This window comes from Methylocella sp. CPCC 101449, assembly GCF_031921685.1.
Taxonomy (GTDB): Bacteria; Pseudomonadota; Alphaproteobacteria; order Rhizobiales; family Beijerinckiaceae; genus Terripilifer.
The window spans coordinates 129,722-151,225 of the sequence record NZ_JAPDHU010000004.1 but is presented as its reverse complement, the minus strand read 5'-3'; the positions used below and the strand labels follow the sequence as shown (position 1 = coordinate 151,225).

Sequence of the window (21,504 nt, the reverse complement as noted above, 5' to 3'; positions counted from 1 at the left end):
TGCGGTGCTTCCCACGGGGTATGATTCATGAGCCTGTCTCGCCGCCATTTCCTTGCCGCTTCTTCCGCGCTGGCTGCGCCTTACGTGACACGCGCCAGCGCCGCCGCCGACGATCAGATGATCGGCCAGATGCTGATCCTCGGTTTCTCCGGCGCGGCAAGCGATGCGGGCGGCGCGCAGGGATTGGCGCGGCAGATCGCGGCGGGCCAAGCAGGCGGTGCCTGTTTCCTCGGCCACAACACGCGCTCGCGCCAGGGCATCGAAAGCCTGACGCGCCTCTTCGCTTCGTCTGGCCGTCAGTTCAAGCCGCTGATTGCCGTCGATCAGGAAGGCGGCGCCGTTCAACGGCTCGGAGCCAAGAGCGGCTATAATGCCGTGCAGCCGGCGCAGGCCATCGCGGCGCGCGGCGAGCCGACCAATGCCGAACGTATCTATGCCGCCATGGCGGGCGAACTGCGCGCCGCCGGCTTCAATCTCAACCTGGCGCCGGTCGTCGATCTCGGCTTCGAGCCGCGCAATCCGATCATCGCCAAATGGGGCCGCGCCTTCGGCAAGGATGGCGCCACCGTCGCGACCTATGGATCGGCCTTCGTCGAAGGTCATCGCAGCGCCGGCGTGCTGACCGCCCTGAAACATTTTCCCGGCCATGGCTCGACCCTGGTCGACAGCCACGAAAAACCCGTCGATCTGACGGGAACGTGGAAGCCCGATGAACTCGAACCCTACCGCCGCATGGCGCGCAGCGGCGATATCGACATCGTCATGAGCGGGCATCTCGCCCATGCGCGCATCACCGGCGGCGAGCCGGCGACCTTGTCGCGCACGGCCATCGAAGGCGTCCTGCGCCGCGACATCGGCTTTCAAGGCGTCGCCATGACCGACGACCTCGATATGGCGGCGATCCGCTCGTCCTATACGCTCAGCGAAGCGGTGATCCGCGCCATTTCCGCCGGCAACGATCTTCTGTTGTTGTCGAACTCACGCACGCCCGATCCCAATCTGGCGGCGACGATGATCGCCTCGGTGAAGGACGCTGTCGCCAGCGGCCGCATTCCCGCCGGGCGCATCGAAGCCTCGGCGGCGCGGCTCGCCCGCCTCAAACAGACGGTTTGACCGCTCCCTTTTTCAAACGACCGAGCGCTTTGCTCGTCGGCGGCGCAGGAGCGTCGACGAGTACTTTGGACGTTGCCAAAACGCCGTGCAGCCGCCCCTGCCGCGCCAGCAGTGACAGTGTTTCGCGCAGCAGCTTTTCGACGCGATCCTGCAAGGCCGTGCGATGATGCTGCTTCAAGCTGACCAGAGCCAGTGTCGAGATCAAAGGCGGACGCTCAATCGAGATCGTTCGTAGGCGTCCGGCCAGAACATCGGGATAGGCAGCGGCATGGGTCAAGATGGTCGCGCCCAATCCGGCCTCGACCAAGGCTTTGGTAATGCCAACACTATCCACTTCCATGAACGGACGCAGGGACTGTCCCTGACGCGCCAGCACCCCGTCGAGGAGCAGACGATTGGTATGCGGATGGGTCGGCAAAATCAACGGCAGTTGCGCCGCCTGGGAGAGGCTCAACCTTTGCACGCGCGGTACCGGCCAATCGGTCCTGACACTCTTGTGCGGCAACACCAGAACCATGTGTTCGGTGATCAGCGGCACGACCCTTAGTTCCGGCAGGCGCGGCGGATTGTGGATCAAAGCCACCTCGACCTGTTCCTCCAAAACCCAATCGGTCAGCCAATTGCCGACGCCCTCGCGAATGTGAAGCGTTGCCTGGGGAAGCTCCGCGCGGAACGCACGCGCCAGGGCGGGCACCACGAGCGCCCCCGTGGCGGGCGGCACCCCGAGGGAGACGCGACCGTTTTCGGTCAGCGTGCCGGCTCGCAGCTCCTCGGTGACATCCTGAACGGATCGGAAGATCGCTTCGGCCCGCCTGAGCAGACGCGTGCCTTCCGGCGTCAGCTCCATCCCCCGCGGCTTGCGCAGCAGCAAAGTGACGTTCAGCTCATGTTCGAGCTTATGGATCTGCCGGCTCAACGCCGGCTGCGCGATGTTCAAGGCCTGGGCCGCGCGCGTGACGCTGCCCAATTGCCCAACGGAAACAAAATAACGCAACGCACGCAGGTCCATGAATCCATACCTCTTCGGCATCACTGTTTATATAATTATAGCATTTGTATATGGCAGATGCCGCCGATATTCACGGCTCCATGGAGCGCAAGACTCTTTGTCATGAGATTGTGCGGGAGACCGGGGTGGAAACGACGCACGAAGACGGCTGGGCCGAGGTCAACGGCGTCACTTTGCGCTTCACCCGTGAAGGCGAGGGACCGGCCCTCCTTTTGATCCACGAGATCGGCGGCAGTCTTGAGAGCTGGGACGCCATCGTACCGGCACTGGCACGTGATTTTCACGTGCTGCGCTACGACCAACGTGGTGCCGGCCGCTCCGAAAAGGTGCGGCAACCGTTCAGTTTGAATGAGCTCGTCGACGACCTTGAAGCACTCGTCGACCAGCTGCTTCCGTCGCAGGGGCTGCATGTCATGGGCGCTGCCATGGGCGCAGCGCAAGCGGTCATGCTGGCCGGGCGCCGCCGCACGCAAATCGCCTCGCTCGCGCTCTTGAGCCCGGCGTTGGAGGTCGACCCGCAGCGTGCCGATCTGATGCGCGCACGCGCCCGGCAGACCGATACGCAGGGCTTGCGTGCCACCTTGCCGCTGACCTTGGACCGCGCCTGGCCGCCCGACGACGGCAAAGCGCGCGCGCTGTACCGTGCGCGTTACTTGAGCAACGATCCCTATGGTTTCGCGCGGCACAACGAAGCCCTGCTCGACCTCGACATCGAGGACACGCTACGCGCCTTGTCATGCCCCGTTCTGCTTGTGGCGGGGCAACGCGATCGCGTTCGCCCGCCTGAAATGGCGCGCCGCGCCGCCGCTTTGTTGGCACGTCCATGTTTGGCCGAAATCGACGCCGCGCACTTCATGGCCGCGGAAAAGCCCGCAGCCGTCCTGGAACAGGTGACGACATTCTATCGAACGCTTGTTCCAAGTCATCGAGACGAGGGAAAATAATGTTGAAATGGCTTGCTCCCTTCCGCCCGCTTTATATCCAGGTGCTCGTGGCGATCACCATCGCCATCGTCGTCGGCCTTGTCTGGCCGGAGACGGGACGCGCCATGAAGCCCATGGGTGATGCCTTCATCGCCATTCTCAAGACGCTGATCGGCCCGATCATCTTCACCACCGTTGTGCTCGGTCTCACGCAGATTCACGATCTCGGCAAACTAGGTCGGGTGGCTACGAAAGCGCTGATCTACTTCGAAGTGGTCAGTACGCTCGCCCTTGCCGTCGGCCTGATCGTCGGCAACGCCTTCCAGCCCGGCGCTGGCCTGCACGCCACGGGTCCGGCAACAGGTGCGGCTGCGACCGCGATCAGCAATTTCGAAAAGAGCGCCGCTAAGGCCGGTGGCATCGTCGATTTCCTGATGGCATTGATCCCCAAGACGTTCGTTTCAGCCTTCGCCGAGGGCGAAATCCTACAGACCCTGCTGCTCGCCATCCTGTTTGGCGTCGCCGCGACGACGCTCGCCAAGCGGCCCTCGCGCACGCTCGATGTGATCGCCGAGATTCAAAAACTATTCTTTCGCATGCTCGGCTTCGTCATGCATCTGGCGCCCTTCGGCGCATTCGGAGCGATGGCCTACACGGTGGGCACCCATGGCGGTTCGACACTGCTCAGCCTGATGAAACTCGTGCTGCTGGTCTTTGGGTCCTGCCTGTTCTTCATCTTCGTCGTTCTCGCCGGTATCGCCGCCATGGCGGGACTGTCGATCTTCAAGATCCTGCGGCTGATCAAAGAGGAAATCCTGCTGGTCCTCGGCACATCCTCGTCGGAAGTGGCGTTGCCTCGTCTTCTGCAGAAGCTTGAGAACGCCGGGTGCGAGCGCTCCGTGGTCGGCATGGTTCTGCCCGCTGGCTACAGCTTCAACACCGATGGCACGGCAATCTATATGTCGATGGCGGTCGTCTTTATTTCGCAGGCCACCGACACGCCCCTGTCGCTGTGGCAGCAATTGAGTATTCTTGCGATCCTGCTGTTCACCTCCAAGGGCGGCGCGGCGGTGTCGGGCGCGGGTTTCGTCAAACTGACCGCCACCTTGCAATCGGTGCCGACACTGCCCCTCAGTGGCCTTGGCGTCCTGCTTGGTGTCGACCGCTTCATGTCGGAGGCGCGCTCCATCACCAATATGATCGGCAACACGGTTGCCACACTCGTCATCGCCAAATGGGAGAATGCGTTCGACCGCGCCAAATTCGATGCCTATTTGGAAGATCCGACCTTTCGTGAGGAATGGGCGGCACGCTCCGAGCCGGTGCCTCAGCCACACATGCAGCAAACGGAACAAGCATGAACATGATCACTACGCCACACCATCAAATCGCGCTGGGAAACTTTCGCATCACCCGCATCGAGACCATCCCGCTGCGTGTCAAGATGGAGCGAGAAGCGGCTGGCTCAACCTTGGTCCTGACCCATCGTTGCACCATCGTCACCCGCATTCACACCGATGCCGGTGTCATCGGCGAGTGTTTCAATGGCAACGATGACGCGTTGCAGCCGGCCATATTGAAGATGATCGACGAGCAGATGGCACCCCTGCTCATCGGGCGCCCCGTCGCCGCCATTGAGGAAGCTTGGGCGCTGACACGCAAGGCGACCGAACCGTTTCTCACCGATCGCCGGGTTGCACTGCGGGCCCAGGCCTGTATCGACAATGCCCTGCACGATGCGGTCGGTAAACTTCTCGGCACGCCGATCCATGTGCTGTGGGGCGGCTGCCGCGATCGCGTCCCCGTCGTCTCGCTCGGCGGCTACTACCGCGAAGGTGACGACCATCCGGCATTGCGTGACGAAGTTGCCGAACTCCAACACTTCGGCATTGCCGGCCTAAAATTGAAAGTCGGCGGCAAGAGCCCAGCCGAGGACGCCGCGCGGGCACGCGTGGTGCGGGAAGCCGGCGGCGACAGCTTCGTGCTGGCTGTCGATGCCAATCAAGGCTGGTCGCGCCAGGAAGCGTTGGAATTCATCCGGCGGACAGCCGAACTCGACATCACCTGGTTCGAAGAGCCCTGCCGATGGGAAAATGATCGATCCGACCTGGCGATGGTGCGTGCCATCGGCGGCGTTCCGATCGTCGCGGGACAAAGCGAACTGTCGCGGTTCGGGTGCCGCGATCTAATGAACGCGCAGGCGATCGACATCTGCAATTTCGACGCCTATTGGGGCGGCGGCGCCACCGAATGGCGACGCGTGGCCATGCTCGCTTCCTGCTACGGCGTCGGCGTGATGACCCATCTCGAACCGCAGATCGGGTTGATGATGTCGGCCGGTGTGCCGAACGGCAGCTATGCAGAGGTCATGCTGCCCTGGCGTGACCCGTTCTTTTATCGGCTCATCGCGCATCAACAGCCGCAAGTCTTCGACGGCGGCTATTACCACATCCCCACGGGTCCCGGCTGGGGCATGGTTTTGGACGAAGACTATCTCAAAGCCGCCCGCTGCGACTGAGCGGGATAGAAAGAACGTTGCATTGCTTAAAAAAGGGGCCTCGTTCCATTGGAACGAGGCCCCGATCATTTTTGCAGCACCAGAGAGGCTGAGCGATCAGCTTTCAAGGCTGCCGATATGCTTCTGGCTGTAGAGCTGGACGCCGACCTGGCGGATCAGTTCCTGCTGGGTTTCGAGGAAGTCGATGTGCTCTTCCTCATTCGAGGCCAGCTCTTCAAACAACAGCTTGCTGACGCGATCGTTGATCGAGGCGCAATACGCGGCGGCTTCCAGATAGAGCGCACGCGCGCTCATCTCGGAGGCCAGGTCGGACGAGATGATCTCCTCGACCGTCTGACCGATCTTCAGCGGGTCGAGAGACTGCATGTTGGGGAAGCCCTCGAGGAACAGAATCCGGTCCACGAACTTGTCGGCGTGGCCCATTTCCTCGATCGATTCCTCACGCCACTTCTTGGCGAGATCGTTGAAGCCCCAGTTCTTCAGCATGCGATAATGCAGCCAATACTGGTTGATGGCCGTCAGTTCGCTGCGGAGCCCCTTGTTCAAATAGTCGATGACTTTGCGGTCGCCCTGCATGCTTGATCCCCATGGCCGGATTCTTGGAAGAACCGGTCTGCCAGATCGGGATCAGAGCGAGAGCAACTCGGCCTCCGCCTCAACCGGCTTACCGTTGAGCGCAGGGATACGGCCTTCCTGTTCGACGATCAACGACTGAATGGTGATCGCGCAGCGTCCACACTGTGGAGAACAGCCAAGACAATCATAAACTTGTTTCGCGCAGCGAATGCCTTTCGCGCGGTCGCAAAGCACGCCGCGGACATCTTTGTCGGAGAATACGTTGCACGAACAGACGATCATTTTTTGGCCGCCCAGTTTAGAACTATTATAAATTTGCTTTGTTTACAGAGGGTTATGACTCCCTGCTTCGAGGCCTAACAGATGGGCATTCGTCACGTCAACGTCAAACTTTTGTTTGGAAGGCGACGAAACACCCCTGTGTATAAAAGGATGCCAATCGGCACTCTCAAGTCCGATTGTTAAAGATTATTGCCGCGGATCACTTTTTATAACGATTCCAAATTAGATGGCTAAGATGGCGATTTCGGAACTTTATTTTTGGCTCCCTCCTCTTCCTCTTCCTCCTCCTCATCTAAACGATGCGCGGGAATCAAAGCAGCGGCGTAACTTCCGGCCTCATCGGCATGAGCAGACACCGAGGTCGCAAGCGGTCTACGGCACGCTGGGCTAGGACGATCTCCGCTTGCTCGTCGCGGCTGGGATTCGAGACGCGGAGGCATTCTTCGGGGTTACACGTTCGTCTTGCTTCCGCCTTGACTGTCAGAAAATGTCTTCCTTCCCCGCGACCGAGGCTCCAATGCAGCGTTTCAACATCTTCGCAGTTGCCCGACTGGCCTGGTTTCCACTGCTGGCGATAGCCTCTCCTGCTTCAGCGGATGATGCCGCGCAGCGTGTTTGGAAAACTCAAACCGATCGCAGTATTCGCGAAGCCCGAGAGCTTTTCCAGACTGCCGTCAAACCGACCGATGATTGGAGCGAATGTTCGGTGCAGGAAAAGTGGAGCACATATCCGATTGGGGCTGCGGAAGCTCAAAAGTATCTCGGCCTTAAGCTGTGGGCGAACGTGCTCTCCTCCCAAGAATCTACAAAGCTCGCAGAAATAATAAATTCAAAAGATCGAAGATTTGTCTGCGACGAGGCTGAGCGCGAAAAGACTGCTGAAAAGCAGAGGGCCCAGCCTGTCGATCGACGTATTAAAGAGACAACCTATGAATACGGCTTTCCCGTATTCAATACGAGCTTTACACGTGCGATTCTCATGACTCATTTTCTGAGTCTAGGTAGCCTTCCAGGCCGCAGAATTCCCCCGGCGGGAAATGGAGGAGCGGCAATCTATGCAAAACGCTCAGGTACTTGGAAATTCGTCGAATTCATAAATTACTATCACTTCCATTAGCCGCGCGGGTTTGTTCATCGTCGCTGTCAAAGCGCAATTCCTCCCGCTCCCAGATGGCAGCCTTGACGGAGGCGAAATGAAGCCGTGGCGTTTGTACAGCCGGGCCAGTCCTCATCGGACCCGGCTCGGCGCTTAGATCGGCGCCGGCACGAAGGCCCCTTGCGGCGTGGGCTGCATTTCGATGCGGCTGTCGTGCATGCTGATCAGTGTCGAGCGATGACCGATGGAGACGATCGACGTGTTGGGCAATTGCTCGCGCAGCATGGCGTAAATCTCCGCCTCCAGCTTTTCGTCAAGGGCGGAGGTGGCCTCGTCGAGGAACAGCCAGTCGGGTTTGTCGAGCAAGGCACGGGCGATGGCAAGCCGCTGTTGCTCGCCCCCCGACAGACGCTGGCCCCAGTTCTCCTCCTCGTGGATACGCTCGGCGAACGGCGCGAGCCGGGCCAGTTTCAGCGCCTCGCGGACCGCCTCGTCGGAATAGGCATCTTCCGTCGCAGGATAGGTCGCCGCCGTCTTCAACGTGCCGCTCGGCACATAGGGCCGCTGCGGCAGCAACAGCACTTTCGCCGTGTCTGGAATGTCGATGCGGCCCTGGCCATAGGGCCAGATGCCGGCAATGGCGCGGAACAGGGTCGATTTGCCCGAGCCCGACGGACCGGTGACGAGCACAGAGCTGCCGGCCTTCAGCGACAGCGCCTTGGCCTGCACGATTTCGCGGCCATCCGGCAATTTCAGGCTCAAGCCTTCGACCGCCAGATCCTTGCCCGATACGGGCACGACATCGATGTGCGGTGGCGTCGTGCCGAGTGCGCGCGCCTTGCGCAGCGCCTCGCCGAAGGTGGTGAGACGATCGACATTGGCTTTGTAACGGGCGATCAGGCGATAGCGATCGACGAAATAGCTCAACGCGTCCGCGACCCGGCCGAAGGCGCCGGCCACCTGGCTCATCTGGCCCAAGGTCACCTTATCGGCGAAATAGTAGGGCGCGATGATCACGTAAGGCAGGATTGGGCTGATCTGGCCATAGAAGGACGTGAACGTGCTGAGCTTCAAGACACGGCTGACGATGCGGAAATAATTGCCGACCAAGTCAGTGAAGCGGTTGGAGAGGATGGACAGTTCCGAGCGTTCGCCGCGCAGCAGCGCCACCTGTTCGGCATATTCGCGCAAACGCGCCAGCGAGAAGCGGAAGTTCGCTTCGTATCGCTCTTGCGCGAATTCCAGTTTGACCAGCGGACGACCGATCAGATGGGTGATCCAGGTGCCGAAGAACGAATAGGCCATGGCGACCCAGAACGGCAGACCCGGCACGACGATATCGGTTCCGGGAATGACGAACTCCGCCGGCATCGACCACAGGATCAGGGAGAACGACACCAAGGTCGAGACCTGCTGGATCAGCGTGATCGAATAGGAATAGGTGTCGGTGAGATAGCTTCTGATATCTTCGGCAATACGCTGGTCAGGGTTGTCGGCGCCGTCGCCGATCAGCCCCATGCGGTAGATGCCGCCCCGGCCGAGCCAGGAGGTGGAATACTGCTTCGTCAGCCATTGCCGCCAATAGATCAGCAGGGTTTGCTGGAAGAAATACTCGATCAGATTGCTGGCGATGGCGATGAACGCCCAGAACATGAAGACGGTGAACAGCAGCGTCCAGAACGTCGCCTGATCCTTATTCTGAATCGCATTGAACCAGTCGCGATTGAAGAAGCTCAGGCGCACTGAAATGCCGACCTGGAGCTGGTTGATGACCACCAGCAACATGATCAGGGCGGTGGCGACATGACGCTCGCGCCAGCGGCCGCGGCGCAGCCAGTGGACAGGAGCCACGACCGGATCATCGGTCTCGAAATAGGGATCGGCCAGGCGGGTGATCTGACCGATCACCGGAATATAGGACAGGCTGTAGATGATCAGGCCAAAGACGGCGATGGTGATGCACAGCGTCGACGGCGGCGCGGCGTCCGCCAGAAAGGCCGGCCAGATGCCGCGGTTCGAAGCCGCGAAGGCCAGCGCCAGCACGACATATTCGAACGCGAACAGCCGCAGGAATATGCGCAGGAATGTCGAGATCGTATGGCCGCGCAGCGTCACGTAGGCGAGCAGCAGGCCGACGGCGCCAACGCCGATGGAAGCCGGATTGACGGCTATTCCTGAGATTTGAGAGGCACCCGAGCCGATACCGGCCGCTAGACAAAGAATCGCCGCGACTGCGACCGCACCACCCAGAACCTTCATACAGACACTCTCGCACGAAGAGAGCCGGCGAGCGCCGGCTCGCAAGCGAGAATCGAATGATTCAACGGTTGCAGGCTATCACAGGTCCGCGGGACGCGCAGATGACGTTGGCGTGTGGGGTATCGGGTCGCCATCGTCGTCGTCCCGGCCGGTGAATTCCTCGCCGTTGACGGCGGCAATCAGGCGCGGAGACGGCTTGAACGTCAAGACCCGGCGGGCCGTGATCGGATATTCCTGGCCGGTTTTGGGATTGCGGCCAACGCGCGGCCGTTTTGAACGGACGTGGAAGGTGCCGAAGGAGCGCAGCTTGACAGTTTCGCCCCCTTCCAGGGCACCGCAAATTTCTTCAATAGCCACTTCGACGATTTGCTTAGCTTCTACCCGCGAGAGCCCAGGGCCCGTCACATAAACCGCGTGCAGAAGGTCAGCACGGGTAAGTGTCTTGTTCGTCATGTCGTATCGCCGCCTTTGAAATGATGAGCAACCGCGAGCCAAACAGAACAACGCACATGCCGTCGCAAAGCGCGCCCTGCCTCAGTGACCGCCGCTACCCGGCCACCGCCCCCGGCGGTTCGTCTTCATTACCCCCTGAACTCAACGCCTTTAAATGTGCAGAGTCAAAGGGAAAAATACAATCTGCATATCGGAACCGCCGCAATCCACGACGCGTAGGCGCGAAGTCTCGCATTTGAGCGAAATGCCCCAATACCCACCAAGGACAGCCATCTTTAACGGCGAAGCCTGCGGCTGGTTCCGTCGCTCCGCGATTAAATTGTGTGGCCCGCAATAAAAAGGAGGCCGCGCGGGAGCGCGGCCTCCAAATGGGAACCGAGGAGCGAGCCTGGATTTCTTTTAGAAATCCATGCCGCCATTCAGGTCGCGCCTGCGCGACCTGAACTTTATCCGGAGCGGGCGAGCCTGGATTTCTTTTAGAAATCCATGCCGCCCATGCCGCCGCCGCCCGGCATCGGGGGCATCGGGGTGTCCTTCTTCGGCTTGTCGGCGATCATGGCTTCCGTCGTGACGAGGAGGCCGGAGACCGAAGCCGCGTCCTGCAGAGCCGTGCGCACGACCTTGGCCGGATCGACGATACCGGCGCTGATCATGTCGACATACTCTTCGGACTGAGCGTTGAAGCCGAAGGTCTGAGACTTGTTCTCGCTGATCTTGCCGACAACGATCGAGCCTTCGACGCCCGAGTTCTCGACGATCTGGCGGATCGGCGCTTCCAGGGCCTTCAACACGATGTTGATGCCGGCCTGGACGTCCGAATTGTCGCTCTTCAGCTTGGCGATCGCGCCCTTGGCGCGCAGCAGAGCCACGCCACCGCCCGGAACGATGCCTTCTTCCACCGCGGCGCGGGTGGCGTTCAGCGCATCATCAACGCGATCCTTCTTTTCCTTCACTTCGACTTCCGTCGCGCCGCCGACGCGGATCACCGCGACGCCGCCCGCGAGCTTGGCGAGACGCTCCTGGAGCTTCTCACGGTCGTAGTCGGAGGTGGTCTCTTCGATCTGGGCCTTGATCTGAGCGACGCGGCCTTCGATGTCCTTCTTCTTGCCAGCGCCGTCGACGATCGTGGTGTTTTCCTTGTCGATGCGCACCTTCTTGGCGCGACCGAGCATGGCGATCGTGACGTTTTCCAGCTTGATGCCGAGGTCTTCGGCGATCATCTGGCCACCGGTCAGGATGGCGATGTCTTCGAGCATGGCCTTGCGGCGATCGCCGAAGCCCGGCGCCTTGACGGCCGCAACCTTGAGGCCACCGCGCAGCTTGTTGACGACGAGCGTGGCGAGGGCTTCGCCTTCGACGTCTTCAGCAACGATGATCAGCGGCTTGCCGGTCTGAACGACGGCTTCGAGCACCGGCAGCATCGGCTGCAGCGACGACAGCTTCTTCTCGTGGATGAGGATGTAGGGATCGTCGAGTTCGGCGATCATCTTCTCGGCGTTGGTGATGAAGTACGGCGAGAGATAGCCACGGTCGAACTGCATGCCTTCGACGACGTCGAGTTCGGTCTCGGCGGTCTTGGCTTCTTCAACCGTGATGACGCCTTCGTTGCCGACCTTCTGCATCGCCTTGGCGATCATGGCGCCGATCGAGGCATCGCCGTTGGCCGAGATCGTGCCGACCTGAGCGACCTCGTCCGAGGACTTGATCTTCTTGGCGCGGCCCTGGATGTCCTTGACGCCTTCGGCGACCGCGAGGTCGATGCCGCGCTTCAGGTCCATCGGGTTCATGCCGGCGGCCACGTACTTGGCGCCTTCCTTGACGATCGCCTGGGCGAGAACCGTGGCGGTCGTGGTGCCGTCACCGGCGGTGTCGTTGGTCTTCGAGGCGACCTCGCGAACCATCTGGGCGCCCATGTTCTCGAACTTGTCGTCGAGTTCGATTTCCTTGGCGACGGTGACGCCGTCCTTGGTGATGCGCGGCGCGCCGAACGACTTGTCGATCACGACGTTGCGGCCCTTCGGGCCGAGGGTCACCTTCACCGCATTGGCGAGGATGTCGACACCACGGAGCATTTTCTCGCGTGCGTCTGCGGAAAAGCGGACTTCCTTAGCTGCCATAACTTCAGTCTCCTGGACTTAACTGGCTGGAATAACTGGAACTAGGTTCCGACAAATCAGGCGATAACGCCCATGATGTCGGATTCCTTCATGATCAGGAGGTCCTGACCGTCGATCTTCACTTCCGTGCCGGACCACTTGCCGAACAGGATCCGGTCGCCCTTCTTCACATCGAGGGGAACCAGCTTGCCGGCTTCGTCGCGAGCGCCCGAACCAACAGCGATGATCTCGCCTTCCTGGGGCTTCTCCTTGGCGGTGTCCGGAATGATGATGCCGCCCTTGGTCTTCTCTTCGCCGTCGAGGCGCTTGACGACGACCCGGTCGTGCAGGGGACGAAACTTCATGTGAGCATTTCCTGTAGCTTGCGGGTCAGGGCCACGCCGGCCTCCACCCGGTTTGCGTGACGTGGGAACGCTATTAGCACTCACCATCAACGAGTGCTAATAACGCTGCCGACCAGATAGGAGAGGCTTCAAAGGGAGTCAAGAACGCGCCGGCAAAGAAATCCGGCTCCGGCGCCGTCCCGGACAAGATGGTGAACCGCCTCGCTCCTTTCGCCAGCTTGCGACTGGACGGCGGCACAAAGAAGGAGGATGGTTCACTTCTCAACCATTTCGGAGCCAGCTCCCGTGTCCACCCCCGCCCCCGCCGCCTCGTCTCCCGCCGTTTTGCCACCCGATCAGCTCACCGCACGACCGGGTCTCGACCTTCTGAAAGACATGATCGCCGGCAAAATTCCCGGTCCGCCGATCGCCCAAACCCTCAACTTCACGCTGGTCGAGGTCGAGAATGGCCAGGTCGTCTTCGAGGGCGAGCCGCAATTCAGCTTCTATAATCCGCTCGGTACGGTGCATGGCGGCTGGACCGCCACCCTGCTCGACAGCGCCATGGCCTGCGCCGTCCATTCGACGCTCGCCGCCGGCCAGGGCTACACGACCCTCGAATTCAAGCTCAACTGCGTCCGCCCAATCACCAAGGACACCGGATTGGTGCGTTGCGAGGGCAAGGTCATCAATGTCGGGCGTACCATCGCCACCTCCGAGGGGCGGCTGATCGACAGCAAGGGCCGCCTCCTCGCCCACGGCACGGAAACCTGCCTGATCTTCTCGGCGAAATAGGCAGCACCTCGGCCATTGCCACGACGGCGGTGGTGCGGGATCATGGCCCCGCTGCGGCTTTTAAAATGCCGCGCGGGGAGGAAACATGTTCAATCGCCCAAGGCGGACCACCGCCGGCCGTTTTGCCATCGCCATAGGTCTGATCACGCTTTTTGCCGCGCCGGCCGTTGCCGCCGACAAAGTGCGGGCCGGAACATCCGGTTTGGCCTTGCTGTGGACCTTCATCGACAGCGGCACCAAGGCCGGCATCTGGCAGAAATATGGGATCGAGGTCGAGCGCGTCGCGCTGGCCGGCGATGCGGTGATGCAGCAGGCGCTGACCTCGGGCGACATCCAGTTTGGCTTCGGCTCGGGTCCCGGCATGGGCTATCACTCCAAGGGCGTACCGGCGATCGGCGTCGCAGCGGTCGCGGGGCCTCCCTATAGCTTCATGATCACCGTGGTGCCGAAATCACCCATCCGCAGCGCCGACGACCTGAAAGGCCGGCGCATCGGCGTCACCACCGCCGGCTCGATGACGCAATGGCTGGTGCGCGAACTGTCACGCCAGAAAGGCTGGGGACCGAACGGCATCATCGACCTGCCGATGGGTGCGCCGCGCACCCAGCTCGTCGCCATGAAGGCCGGCGAACTCGACGGCACCGTCACCACCGTCGAGACCACCGCCACCTATGAGGAACAGAACGAAGCGCGTGGCGTGCTGGAGCTCGGTGAACTGGTGAAGGATTTTCACACCCACGTTCTGTTCGCGCGCACGGAACTGATCGACAAGAATCCCGATCTGGTCGCGCGTTTCCTCAAGGGCTGGTTCGCCACCGTGGCCTATATGAAAGCGAACAAGACTTTCGCAATCAAGGAATCGGCGGCGGCGATGAAATATTCGGAATCCTCCATCACCAAGGCGATGGACGCGCAATTCGAAATGCTGTCGGACGATGGACGCTGGAACCCGAAGGCGATCGACAAGATCAGCTCGTCGCTGGTCGAACTCGGCATTCTCGAAAAGGAGCCGCCGCGCGACAAGCTTTATACGGATCGCTTCGTGCCGGTGACGCCATAGACGGCTTTCGACAAACGAGAACGCCGTGGTGAGGACGACCGCCTAGCCGTCCTCACCATTTTCTGGATGACTATTTCTCTTTGACGTCAGCGACGTCGACGATCTCCTGCCAAAGCTTGATATCCTTAGCGATGGTATTGGCGAATTCGGCCGCTGAGCTGCCGACCGGATCGATCCCTTTATTGCTCAGCTGTTCGATCACGGTTGGCTGCTTGAACGAAACCAATATCGCCTTTTCAATCTGTTCAATGATCTCCTTGGGCGTGCCGGCGGGCGCCACCAGGCCATTCCAAGTGAGCGCTTCGTAAGTCGGATAGCCGGACTCTCTGATCGTCGGGACGTTCGGCAATTCCCTTGCCCTTTCAAGCCCTGACACGGCGAGCAATTTGATCGCTCCGGCATCCGCCTGAGGAAGCGCGTCGGCGATACTGGCGAACATCGTCGGCACATGCCCGGCAATCAGATCGGCCATGGCCGGCGCGCCGCCTTTGTAAGGCACGTGGACGATGTCGAGACCGGCGAGCTTCTGGAAGTAGGCCATCGACAGATGGGTGACATTGCCTGCTCCGCCCGATGCATAAGACAACACGCCAGGCCGTGCTTTCACATAGCTGATGAACTCAGCCAGCGAATTGACCGGCACTTTGCTGTTGACGCACAGAACGAAAGCGTTGCTTCCGATAATGCTGATCGGCGCGAAATCTTTCGCAGCGTATCGCGTTTTCAAAATAGCCGGGATGATCGCCATCTGCGGCGTATTGGCCATCAAGAGCGTGTAGCCATCGGCCGGCGCCTGCGCCACAATCTCGGCTGAGATCGTCTGCGCCGCACCAGGCCGGTTTTCAATGAAAACGCTTTGGCCGATCTGATCCGATAGGGACTTTGCGATGATGCGCGCGATCGTATCGGTCGTGCCGCCCGCCGCCACACCCACCAGAATTTTGACAGGTTGCTTCTGCGGCCAGGTCTGTGCCTGACAGGCGCCGGTTGAGATCAGCAACGCTGCCGATACGCCCACAAGCGAAGGCGCAAGCGATGACAAAGAAGATTTCATTGTGTGAAGCATGACGAACAGCCCATCCATTGAAGCAAAGATTTAAAGCAAGGCGCCGACAGACCTTGATGAAGCTTCCCAGCGGGCTCGGCCGGCGGCGAGCCGAGCGAAATGCAGCAATGAAAAATCCTCCCTAGACCTGGGGCGAGGCACCGTTCTCGATTTTGTTGTTGTTAGTGGCCTAACATGACCGTCGTATCGTTGACAAGATACTTACATCTGATATTATTTCATATGAAAGTAATTTCGCAATGAACAACGACTTCAAAAAACAATTCCAGGACGAGGATTTCATTCTGTACCGGCTGCCGCGCGTAGCGCGTGAAGTGTCCCGCCTTTGCACGCATGAGTACGATGTCGCCTTCGGCATGAAGGTGCCGGATTGGCGGGTGCTGGCGATGATCGGCCGGTTCGGCAATATTTCCGCGAAGACCTTAAGCGACAAGATGGCCATCGATCAGGTCGCCGTCAGCCGTTCCGTGCACAGGTGTGTGACCTCCGGATTGGTCAAAGAAGATGTCAACCCACAGGATCGTCGCGGCAAAGTCTTGATGCTCACGCCATCTGGCGAGAAGTTTCTCGACCGCTTCTATCCGCATGCCTGCGCTTTGGCTTTGCGCATCGAAAGCGGTCTGACGAAAGCCGAAGTCAAGACGCTGAAAAGCCTCCTCTACAAGCTGGACATACATCTGCAATCGGTTCCGCGCGCGACACCTGAAAAGCAAGGTACGCGGCGCAGCCGATAAGCGGGACAACTCACATCAAGAGAAAAGTCAGGAAGGAAACACCCATGTATCGGCTGATGGTCGCGGACGTTGATTCACCCTCGTATTTCGTTGCGACGGCAGCGGTGAAACTCGGGTTCTTCAAACAGGAAGGGGTCGATGTCGAATTCGTCCCCGAATATGGTGCGAAACATGGGCCCGAACAGCTTCGTGACGGCGCCATTCATTTCTTCGGTGGTCCGGCCTTCGCCGCAACACGCGCCTTCCCCGCGTGGAAGGGTGCGAAGCTACTGTGTGCGCTGGCGCAACACTCCTATTGGTTCATGGGCGTGCGCAAGGACATCGAGATTGCGCGCGGCGATATCAAGGCGTTGAAGGGTTTGCGCATCTCATCGTCCTTTGCCTTTCCGCGCACCGCACTGCGTCACATGCTGGTCGAAGCGGGCCTCGACATGGACCATGACGACGTCCGCATTCTCCAAAGCCTGCCGACGGAATCGGAATGGCACAGCCGTGATGGCGTAAAGGCTATCCAGGAAAACTATGCCGATGGCTTCTGGGGAAACGGCATGCGGCTCGCGCTTGCCGAAAAGGCGGGGCTTGCCAAGGTCCATCTCGACCTGCGGCGCGGCGATGGACCGCCCGGCGCGCGCCACTATAACTTCGCGGCACTGACGACCACCGATGCGTTGATTGAGAAAGAACCTGAAGTCGCGGCTGCGGCCGTGCGGGCCATCGTCGCCACGCAAAAGGCCTTGCAGGCCGATCCCTCGCTCGCAAAGAAAGTCGGGGACGAACTTTTTCCCGGCGACGAGGCCGATCTCATGCCGACACTGGTCGCCCGCGATGCGCCGTTCTACGACGCCACCATCACGGCCGAGGCGGTGGATGGGTTGAACACATTCGCCATGGCCAACGGCTTGATTCAGCAGCCGCTCGCTTACGAACAGATTGTCAAGCGCAGCCCCCACTGGAAAGGCTGAACCGACGGCGTGGCGATGAGCCTTACTCGAGCTTGATGCCGGCGTCCTTGATGATGCGGCCCCACAGGGCCGCTTCATCGGCAACGATCTTACGCGCTTGCGCCGGCGTCGGATTCCAGGCGAGCAGATAATTCTCGTCGAAGCGCTTCTTGACGTCAGGCTCGGCAATCATCTCGCGCATCAACCCGTTGATCCGCTCGATCACCGCTATGGGCGTGCCGGCTGGCGCGATCAGCCCGAACCACGTCGTCGATTCATAGCCGGGCGCCCCGGCTTCGGTCGCCGTCGGCAGATCGGGCAGCAACGGCATGCGTTTTTGCGTGGTCGCGGCCAGCAGGCGTAATTGCCCCGCCTCGACGAGACCGATCACTGGCGCAACGCCGACCGAGATCATCTGCACTTGATTGGTGGCGAGATCGGCGACGGCGGGCGCGGCGCCGCGATAAGGCACATGCACCATTTTGATGCCAGCGATGCGCTCGAGCTGCAGGGCCGACAGATGATTGGTGGAGGCGACGCCGGCCGAGGCGTAATTGATCGTGCCGGGCTTGGCTTTCGCCAAGGCGATAAACTCCTGCAAGGTCTTGGCCGGCAAATCCTTGCTCACCACCACCACTTGCGGCGCCTCGGCGACGATTGCCACCGGCACGAGATCCTTTGCTGGATCGAAGGGCATGGAGCGATAGAGGAATTGATTGACGGTCATCACCCCATTGGTGACCATCGCCAGCGTGTAGCCATCCGGCGCGGCCTTCGCCACCTGATCGGCGCCGACATTGCCGCCGGCACCGGTACGATTGTCGACGGTCGCGGTCTGGCCGGTGCGCTTGCCGATATATTCGGCGACGACGCGGCCGAGATAATCGGTCGTCCCACCGGCGGAATAGGGAACGACGATGCGGACCTGTTTGGTGGGCCAGGTTTCGTTCGCTTGCGCCCTAGCCGCGCATGGGACGAGCGCCAGACAAGCTGCCAGACTCGCCGCCCAACTTGCCATTCTCCCCATGGCATCCTCCCGTGCTTTTTCTTGATTTGTGGCACGATCGACCACGAAACCGCAATCCTGCCATCGCGCCGCATTGACCGGCGCCCCAGGCCAATGACATGGTCCCTGCGAATTGTTTGGCAGAGGAAACGCTTATGCAGGTCAGGGCCGCGGTTTTTCGCGATGGCACACTCAATCCCTCTTTTGAAGAGCTGACGCTCGCTGGGCCGCGCGCAGGTGAGGTGCTCGTCAAGATCGTCGCCAGCGGCGTCTGCCATACCGATCTCAAATCGGCCGGTACGGTGAGCCCGGTGCCCAAACCCGTCGTGCTCGGGCACGAAGGCTCAGGGATCGTCGAAGCCGTCGGCCCCGGCGTCACCAAAGTGGCAAAAGGCGACCATGTGGTGCTGACCTTCGGCTTCTGCGGCCATTGCCCGAGCTGCACGGACGCCGAACCCGCCTATTGCTACAACCAGGGCAAGCTGAATTTCGAATGCTCCCCCGTCGACGGGCTGCGCTATGCCGATGCCAAGGGCAATCCGGTGCATGGCGATTTCTTCAGCCAATCGTCCTTCGCCACCTATGCGGTCGGCCATGAGCGCAATGTTGTGAAGGTGCGCAAGGATGCGCCGCTCGAACTGCTGGGACCGCTGGGCTGCGGCATCCAGACCGGCGCCGGCGCCATCCTCAACGATTTCAAATTGCAGCCGGGACAGAAACTCGCGGTGTTCGGCGTCGGCGCGCTCGGCCTCTCCGCCGTGATGGCGGCGCGGATCGCCGGCGCCAGCCGGATCGTCGCCATCGACCGCCACGCCCACCGTCTCGCGCTAGCCAAGGATCTCGGTGCCGACGTGGCGATCGTCGCCGGCAGCGAGCCGACTTCGGCGGAAGTGCTCAAGCAGGTTCCCGGCGGGGTCGACTTCGCGCTGGATACGACCGGCGTTCTGCCCGTGATGCGGCAGGCGATCGATAGCCTGGCGCCGCGCGGCATGGCCGGTTTCGTCACCAGCCCGTGGGATGGCTCGGAACTGTCGGTCTCGGTCCGCCATCTGCTGCTTGGCCGCAAGATCCGCGGCATCATCGAGGGCAACAGCAATCCGGATGTGTTCATCCCGATGCTGGTCGATTTCTTCATGCAGGGGCGCTTCCCCTTCGACCGGCTGGTGCAATTCTACAAATTCGACGACATCGCCAAGGCTTTCCACGACAGCGAGGACGGCAAGACGGTGAAACCGGTCCTGCGGATCGCGGCTTAGCCGGTTGGGGCGGCGGATCGGCCAGACGGTCGTTTTGTCGCCGCCCCCATATCTCCCCGGCCCGGCTCTTGGCATAAGGGGGGCCATGAGCGCCTGCCCGATTCGCCTTTTCCCGCGTGCCGCGCGCCTTGAGCGAGGCCGCCGATGCGCGTGATCGCGGCCTTCCTCGTCAATACCGCGATCAATTTCTTCATCGGGCTTCTGGTCGCCAAATTTCTTGGCCCCGATCAATTCGGCCGCTTCGCCCTGGCGCTCGCCATCGGCCTGGTGTTGCAGACGATCACGCTCGAATGGATTCGTCTGTCGACCATTCGCTTCTATTCCGAGAAGAGCCGCAGCCAGCAACCGGAGCTGCGTGCTACGCTCGATGCGGCCTTCGGCATCGTCTCCATCCTCGTCACCGCGCTGCTGATCGCCTATTTTCTCGCCGACATCGACGTGTCGCTGTCGCCGCCGCTGGTCGGCCTCGCGGTCGCCGCCGCCATCGCCAATGGTTTCTTCGACTATCACACGGCGGTGGTGCGGGCGCGGTTCCAAGATCGGCTCTACAGCCAACTCATCATCACCAAGAACATACTGGCTTTCACCCTGACCGTCGGCGGCGCCTTTATCACCGGCTCGGCCGTCGTCGCATTGACGGGTGCCTGCATCAGCATGGCGGGTTCGGTGGTGTTGGCACATCGCGCGCTGGCCGATCGGATGTCGCCGTTGCGCATCGCCAACCGTCCGCTGGTCGCGCAATTCGCGCGCTATGCCTTGCCTATTGTCACCGCCAATGTGTTTTATCTGACGATCCCGCTGGTCAATCGCTCGCTGGCTGCGTCGCATTTCGGCTTCGCCGAAACCGGGCAATTCTCGCTGGCCTATGACATCGGCACGCGCCTCATCGCCGCCATCGGTTCGGCGCTCGACGTGCTGCTCTTCCAGATCGCCGTGCGTGCCGAGGAACAACACGGGCGCGATCATGCCAAGGCGCAGGTCGCACAGAACATGGCCGTCGTCTTCGCTTTGCTGACCCCGGCGGCGGTCGGCCTCTGGCTCGTGCTGCCGAGCCTGGAACAACTGATCGTTCCCACCGAATTCCGTGGCCCCTTCAGCCGCTATCTCACCTTGATGCTGCCGGGCCTCTATGTCTTCGGCCTGATGAACTTCGCCATCAACGCGGTCTTCCAGATCGAGAAGAAAACCTTGCCGCTGATCGCCGCCGCTCTGGCCGCCTGCGCGGCCGCAGCTCTGTTGCTGGTATTCATACCGCGCGGTGGCGATGCCGCGAGCCTTGCCATGGCGCAGACCGGCGCCTTCATCGTGGCCTTTGTCGTCCTGATCGGTTTCGCCGTCGCGGCCGGCGCGCAATGGCCGCGCGCCCGCGATCTGCTGTTGACCATCGCGGCGACCCTCATCATGGCGGCGGTGCTGTGGCCGCTGCATCGTATGGAGCCAGGCGTGCTCCTGCTCATCGCGCAATGCCTCGCGGGCGTTATCATCTATGGGCTGGCGGTCGCCATCTTCGACATCGCCGGGCTACGCCGCGCCACGACGGAAACAATCGCCAAATGGCGGCGCCGTGGTCTCTAGCACCTGTCAATAACTGCTTTTTAACCGTGAATATTTGCGATGGACTAACCCTAACAAAAGCTCAATTAACCTCTTCGAATTACGCCATAATACTTGCATAACCATCAACCCTGATGGTTCCCTTCGCGACGAATATTTACGTTACCATCGCTTCGTCAGTCCGATCCTGCCTGAGCAACAGGGCCGGAGCGGCCCCCTCCGGTGCCGCGACGATGGAGCGAAACAATGTCCGCACGATTTGGCGCAGTTTCCGCGCTGGCCTTGGCGTTGGCTAGCCAAGCCACGCCTTTTGCCATGTTCCCTGCCTTGGCCGGCAGCGTGAACGATATGGTCATTCGCGGCGTCGGCCCCGCCGGCGACCTGCCGGCGATCCAACCCTATCAAGAGCCCGTGGCGCCGCCG

Annotated in this window: 20 protein-coding genes; 11 read left to right on the top strand and 9 right to left on the bottom strand. The window is 61.0% G+C overall.

The annotated features are described in order from the left end of the window. The first annotated feature begins 27 nt into the window (after window positions 1-27). Window positions 28-1,113 (top strand): glycoside hydrolase family 3 N-terminal domain-containing protein, encoded by a 1,086-nt coding sequence (locus tag OIM99_RS25340; protein WP_311853305.1) that lies wholly within the window; start codon window positions 28-30, stop codon window positions 1,111-1,113. Here OIM99_RS25340 and OIM99_RS25335 read toward each other — a convergent pair. Then, complete coding sequence (locus tag OIM99_RS25335; RefSeq protein WP_311853304.1) at window positions 1,097-2,122, bottom strand: LysR family transcriptional regulator; 1,026 nt, start codon at window positions 2,120-2,122, stop codon at window positions 1,097-1,099. The genes OIM99_RS25340 and OIM99_RS25335 overlap by 17 nt on opposite strands. Before the next feature lie 125 nt (window positions 2,123-2,247). Between OIM99_RS25335 and OIM99_RS25330 the strand changes: the two genes are divergently transcribed. The 3 genes from OIM99_RS25330 to OIM99_RS25320 are packed head-to-tail and all read left to right on the top strand — an operon-like array spanning window position 2,248 to window position 5,563. Next, window positions 2,248-3,066, top strand: coding sequence for an alpha/beta fold hydrolase (locus OIM99_RS25330; RefSeq protein ID WP_311853303.1), 819 nt, complete (start codon window positions 2,248-2,250; stop codon window positions 3,064-3,066). Next, entirely contained in the window at window positions 3,066-4,406 is a 1,341-nt protein-coding gene (dctA, locus tag OIM99_RS25325; protein ID WP_311853302.1) for a C4-dicarboxylate transporter DctA, read from the top strand. Before OIM99_RS25330 ends, dctA begins: the two co-directional genes overlap by 1 nt. Then, on the top strand, window positions 4,403-5,563 hold the full coding sequence (locus OIM99_RS25320; protein ID WP_311853301.1) for a mandelate racemase/muconate lactonizing enzyme family protein: 1,161 nt from the start codon (window positions 4,403-4,405) through the stop codon (window positions 5,561-5,563). The genes dctA and OIM99_RS25320 overlap by 4 nt, the downstream gene beginning before the upstream one ends. 96 nt (window positions 5,564-5,659) lie before the next feature. Here the strand turns inward: OIM99_RS25320 and bfr are convergent, their stop codons facing one another. Both bfr and OIM99_RS25310 read right to left on the bottom strand, forming a co-directional pair. Continuing rightward, window positions 5,660-6,139: a bacterioferritin gene (gene bfr, locus OIM99_RS25315; protein WP_311853300.1), complete on the bottom strand. Its 480-nt coding sequence runs from the start codon at window positions 6,137-6,139 to the stop codon at window positions 5,660-5,662. Between the two features lie 51 nt (window positions 6,140-6,190). Continuing rightward, window positions 6,191-6,421 carry a hypothetical protein gene (locus OIM99_RS25310; RefSeq protein ID WP_311853299.1) on the bottom strand — a complete coding sequence of 77 codons (231 nt, stop codon included), beginning with the start codon at window positions 6,419-6,421 and terminating at the stop codon, window positions 6,191-6,193. A gap of 517 nt (window positions 6,422-6,938) precedes the next feature. Between OIM99_RS25310 and OIM99_RS25305 the strand changes: the two genes are divergently transcribed. After that, entirely contained in the window at window positions 6,939-7,538 is a 600-nt protein-coding gene (locus OIM99_RS25305) for a hypothetical protein (protein ID WP_311853298.1), read from the top strand. A gap of 132 nt (window positions 7,539-7,670) precedes the next feature. Here the strand turns inward: OIM99_RS25305 and OIM99_RS25300 are convergent, their stop codons facing one another. The 4 genes from OIM99_RS25300 to groES all read right to left on the bottom strand — a co-directional run bounded on the left by OIM99_RS25300 (window position 7,671) and on the right by groES (window position 12,690). After that, a complete protein-coding gene (locus OIM99_RS25300; RefSeq protein ID WP_311853297.1) occupies window positions 7,671-9,776 on the bottom strand; it encodes an SbmA/BacA-like family transporter in 2,106 nt (701 codons plus the stop codon). Window positions 9,777-9,854: 78 nt separating this feature from the next. Then, window positions 9,855-10,229: an integration host factor subunit alpha gene (locus tag OIM99_RS25295; protein WP_311853296.1), complete on the bottom strand. Its 375-nt coding sequence runs from the start codon at window positions 10,227-10,229 to the stop codon at window positions 9,855-9,857. Between the two features lie 476 nt (window positions 10,230-10,705). Next, complete coding sequence (gene groL, locus OIM99_RS25290; RefSeq protein ID WP_311853295.1) at window positions 10,706-12,346, bottom strand: chaperonin GroEL; 1,641 nt, start codon at window positions 12,344-12,346, stop codon at window positions 10,706-10,708. Between the two features lie 56 nt (window positions 12,347-12,402). After that, the gene (gene groES / locus OIM99_RS25285) at window positions 12,403-12,690 is read right to left on the bottom strand and encodes a co-chaperone GroES (protein WP_311853294.1); all 288 of its coding nucleotides are present in this window, start codon (window positions 12,688-12,690) and stop codon (window positions 12,403-12,405) included. A gap of 285 nt (window positions 12,691-12,975) precedes the next feature. Here groES and OIM99_RS25280 point away from each other — a divergent pair, with 285 nt between their 5' ends. Together OIM99_RS25280 and OIM99_RS25275 are read left to right on the top strand one after the other, a co-directional pair. Continuing rightward, the gene (locus tag OIM99_RS25280; protein ID WP_311853293.1) at window positions 12,976-13,464 is read left to right on the top strand and encodes a PaaI family thioesterase; all 489 of its coding nucleotides are present in this window, start codon (window positions 12,976-12,978) and stop codon (window positions 13,462-13,464) included. An 85-nt stretch (window positions 13,465-13,549) separates the two neighbouring features. After that, window positions 13,550-14,524 carry an ABC transporter substrate-binding protein gene (locus OIM99_RS25275; RefSeq protein ID WP_311853292.1) on the top strand — a complete coding sequence of 325 codons (975 nt, stop codon included), beginning with the start codon at window positions 13,550-13,552 and terminating at the stop codon, window positions 14,522-14,524. Window positions 14,525-14,594: 70 nt separating this feature from the next. Here the strand turns inward: OIM99_RS25275 and OIM99_RS25270 are convergent, their stop codons facing one another. After that, window positions 14,595-15,524: a tripartite tricarboxylate transporter substrate binding protein gene (locus OIM99_RS25270; protein WP_311853291.1), complete on the bottom strand. Its 930-nt coding sequence runs from the start codon at window positions 15,522-15,524 to the stop codon at window positions 14,595-14,597. Between the two features lie 305 nt (window positions 15,525-15,829). Between OIM99_RS25270 and OIM99_RS25265 the strand changes: the two genes are divergently transcribed. Both OIM99_RS25265 and OIM99_RS25260 read left to right on the top strand, forming a co-directional pair. Further along, window positions 15,830-16,324 carry a MarR family winged helix-turn-helix transcriptional regulator gene (locus tag OIM99_RS25265; RefSeq protein ID WP_311853290.1) on the top strand — a complete coding sequence of 165 codons (495 nt, stop codon included), beginning with the start codon at window positions 15,830-15,832 and terminating at the stop codon, window positions 16,322-16,324. Window positions 16,325-16,368: 44 nt separating this feature from the next. Then, entirely contained in the window at window positions 16,369-17,286 is a 918-nt protein-coding gene (locus OIM99_RS25260; protein ID WP_311853289.1) for an ABC transporter substrate-binding protein, read from the top strand. Between the two features lie 22 nt (window positions 17,287-17,308). Here OIM99_RS25260 and OIM99_RS25255 read toward each other — a convergent pair whose 3' ends face one another. Continuing rightward, window positions 17,309-18,292, bottom strand: coding sequence for a tripartite tricarboxylate transporter substrate binding protein (locus tag OIM99_RS25255; RefSeq protein ID WP_311853288.1), 984 nt, complete (start codon window positions 18,290-18,292; stop codon window positions 17,309-17,311). A 134-nt stretch (window positions 18,293-18,426) separates the two neighbouring features. Between OIM99_RS25255 and OIM99_RS25250 the strand changes: the two genes are divergently transcribed. Beyond that, the gene (locus OIM99_RS25250; RefSeq protein ID WP_311853287.1) at window positions 18,427-19,527 is read left to right on the top strand and encodes an NAD(P)-dependent alcohol dehydrogenase; all 1,101 of its coding nucleotides are present in this window, start codon (window positions 18,427-18,429) and stop codon (window positions 19,525-19,527) included. Window positions 19,528-19,671: 144 nt separating this feature from the next. Beyond that, entirely contained in the window at window positions 19,672-21,102 is a 1,431-nt protein-coding gene (locus OIM99_RS25245) for a lipopolysaccharide biosynthesis protein (protein ID WP_311853286.1), read from the top strand. Window positions 21,103-21,504: the final 402 nt, after the last annotated feature.

What these genes read in the sequence shown, in the direction of transcription:
- OIM99_RS25255 (WP_311853288.1), bottom strand. Translation starts at nt 18,292, where the DNA reads ATGGGGAGAATGGCAAGTTGGGCGGCGAGTCTGGCAGCTTGTCTGGCG.
- bfr (WP_311853300.1), bottom strand. Translation starts at nt 6,139, where the DNA reads ATGCAGGGCGACCGCAAAGTCATCGACTATTTGAACAAGGGGCTCCGC.
- OIM99_RS25245 (WP_311853286.1), top strand. Translation starts at nt 19,672, where the DNA reads ATGCGCGTGATCGCGGCCTTCCTCGTCAATACCGCGATCAATTTCTTC.
- groES (WP_311853294.1), bottom strand. Translation starts at nt 12,690, where the DNA reads ATGAAGTTTCGTCCCCTGCACGACCGGGTCGTCGTCAAGCGCCTCGAC.
- OIM99_RS25305 (WP_311853298.1), top strand. Translation starts at nt 6,939, where the DNA reads ATGCAGCGTTTCAACATCTTCGCAGTTGCCCGACTGGCCTGGTTTCCA.
- OIM99_RS25320 (WP_311853301.1), top strand. Translation starts at nt 4,403, where the DNA reads ATGAACATGATCACTACGCCACACCATCAAATCGCGCTGGGAAACTTT.
- groL (WP_311853295.1), bottom strand. Translation starts at nt 12,346, where the DNA reads ATGGCAGCTAAGGAAGTCCGCTTTTCCGCAGACGCACGCGAGAAAATG.
- OIM99_RS25250 (WP_311853287.1), top strand. Translation starts at nt 18,427, where the DNA reads ATGCAGGTCAGGGCCGCGGTTTTTCGCGATGGCACACTCAATCCCTCT.
- dctA (WP_311853302.1), top strand. Translation starts at nt 3,066, where the DNA reads ATGTTGAAATGGCTTGCTCCCTTCCGCCCGCTTTATATCCAGGTGCTC.
- OIM99_RS25335 (WP_311853304.1), bottom strand. Translation starts at nt 2,122, where the DNA reads ATGGACCTGCGTGCGTTGCGTTATTTTGTTTCCGTTGGGCAATTGGGC.
- OIM99_RS25300 (WP_311853297.1), bottom strand. Translation starts at nt 9,776, where the DNA reads ATGAAGGTTCTGGGTGGTGCGGTCGCAGTCGCGGCGATTCTTTGTCTA.
- OIM99_RS25310 (WP_311853299.1), bottom strand. Translation starts at nt 6,421, where the DNA reads ATGATCGTCTGTTCGTGCAACGTATTCTCCGACAAAGATGTCCGCGGC.
- OIM99_RS25295 (WP_311853296.1), bottom strand. Translation starts at nt 10,229, where the DNA reads ATGACGAACAAGACACTTACCCGTGCTGACCTTCTGCACGCGGTTTAT.
- OIM99_RS25265 (WP_311853290.1), top strand. Translation starts at nt 15,830, where the DNA reads ATGAACAACGACTTCAAAAAACAATTCCAGGACGAGGATTTCATTCTG.
- OIM99_RS25275 (WP_311853292.1), top strand. Translation starts at nt 13,550, where the DNA reads ATGTTCAATCGCCCAAGGCGGACCACCGCCGGCCGTTTTGCCATCGCC.
- OIM99_RS25260 (WP_311853289.1), top strand. Translation starts at nt 16,369, where the DNA reads ATGTATCGGCTGATGGTCGCGGACGTTGATTCACCCTCGTATTTCGTT.
- OIM99_RS25340 (WP_311853305.1), top strand. Translation starts at nt 28, where the DNA reads ATGAGCCTGTCTCGCCGCCATTTCCTTGCCGCTTCTTCCGCGCTGGCT.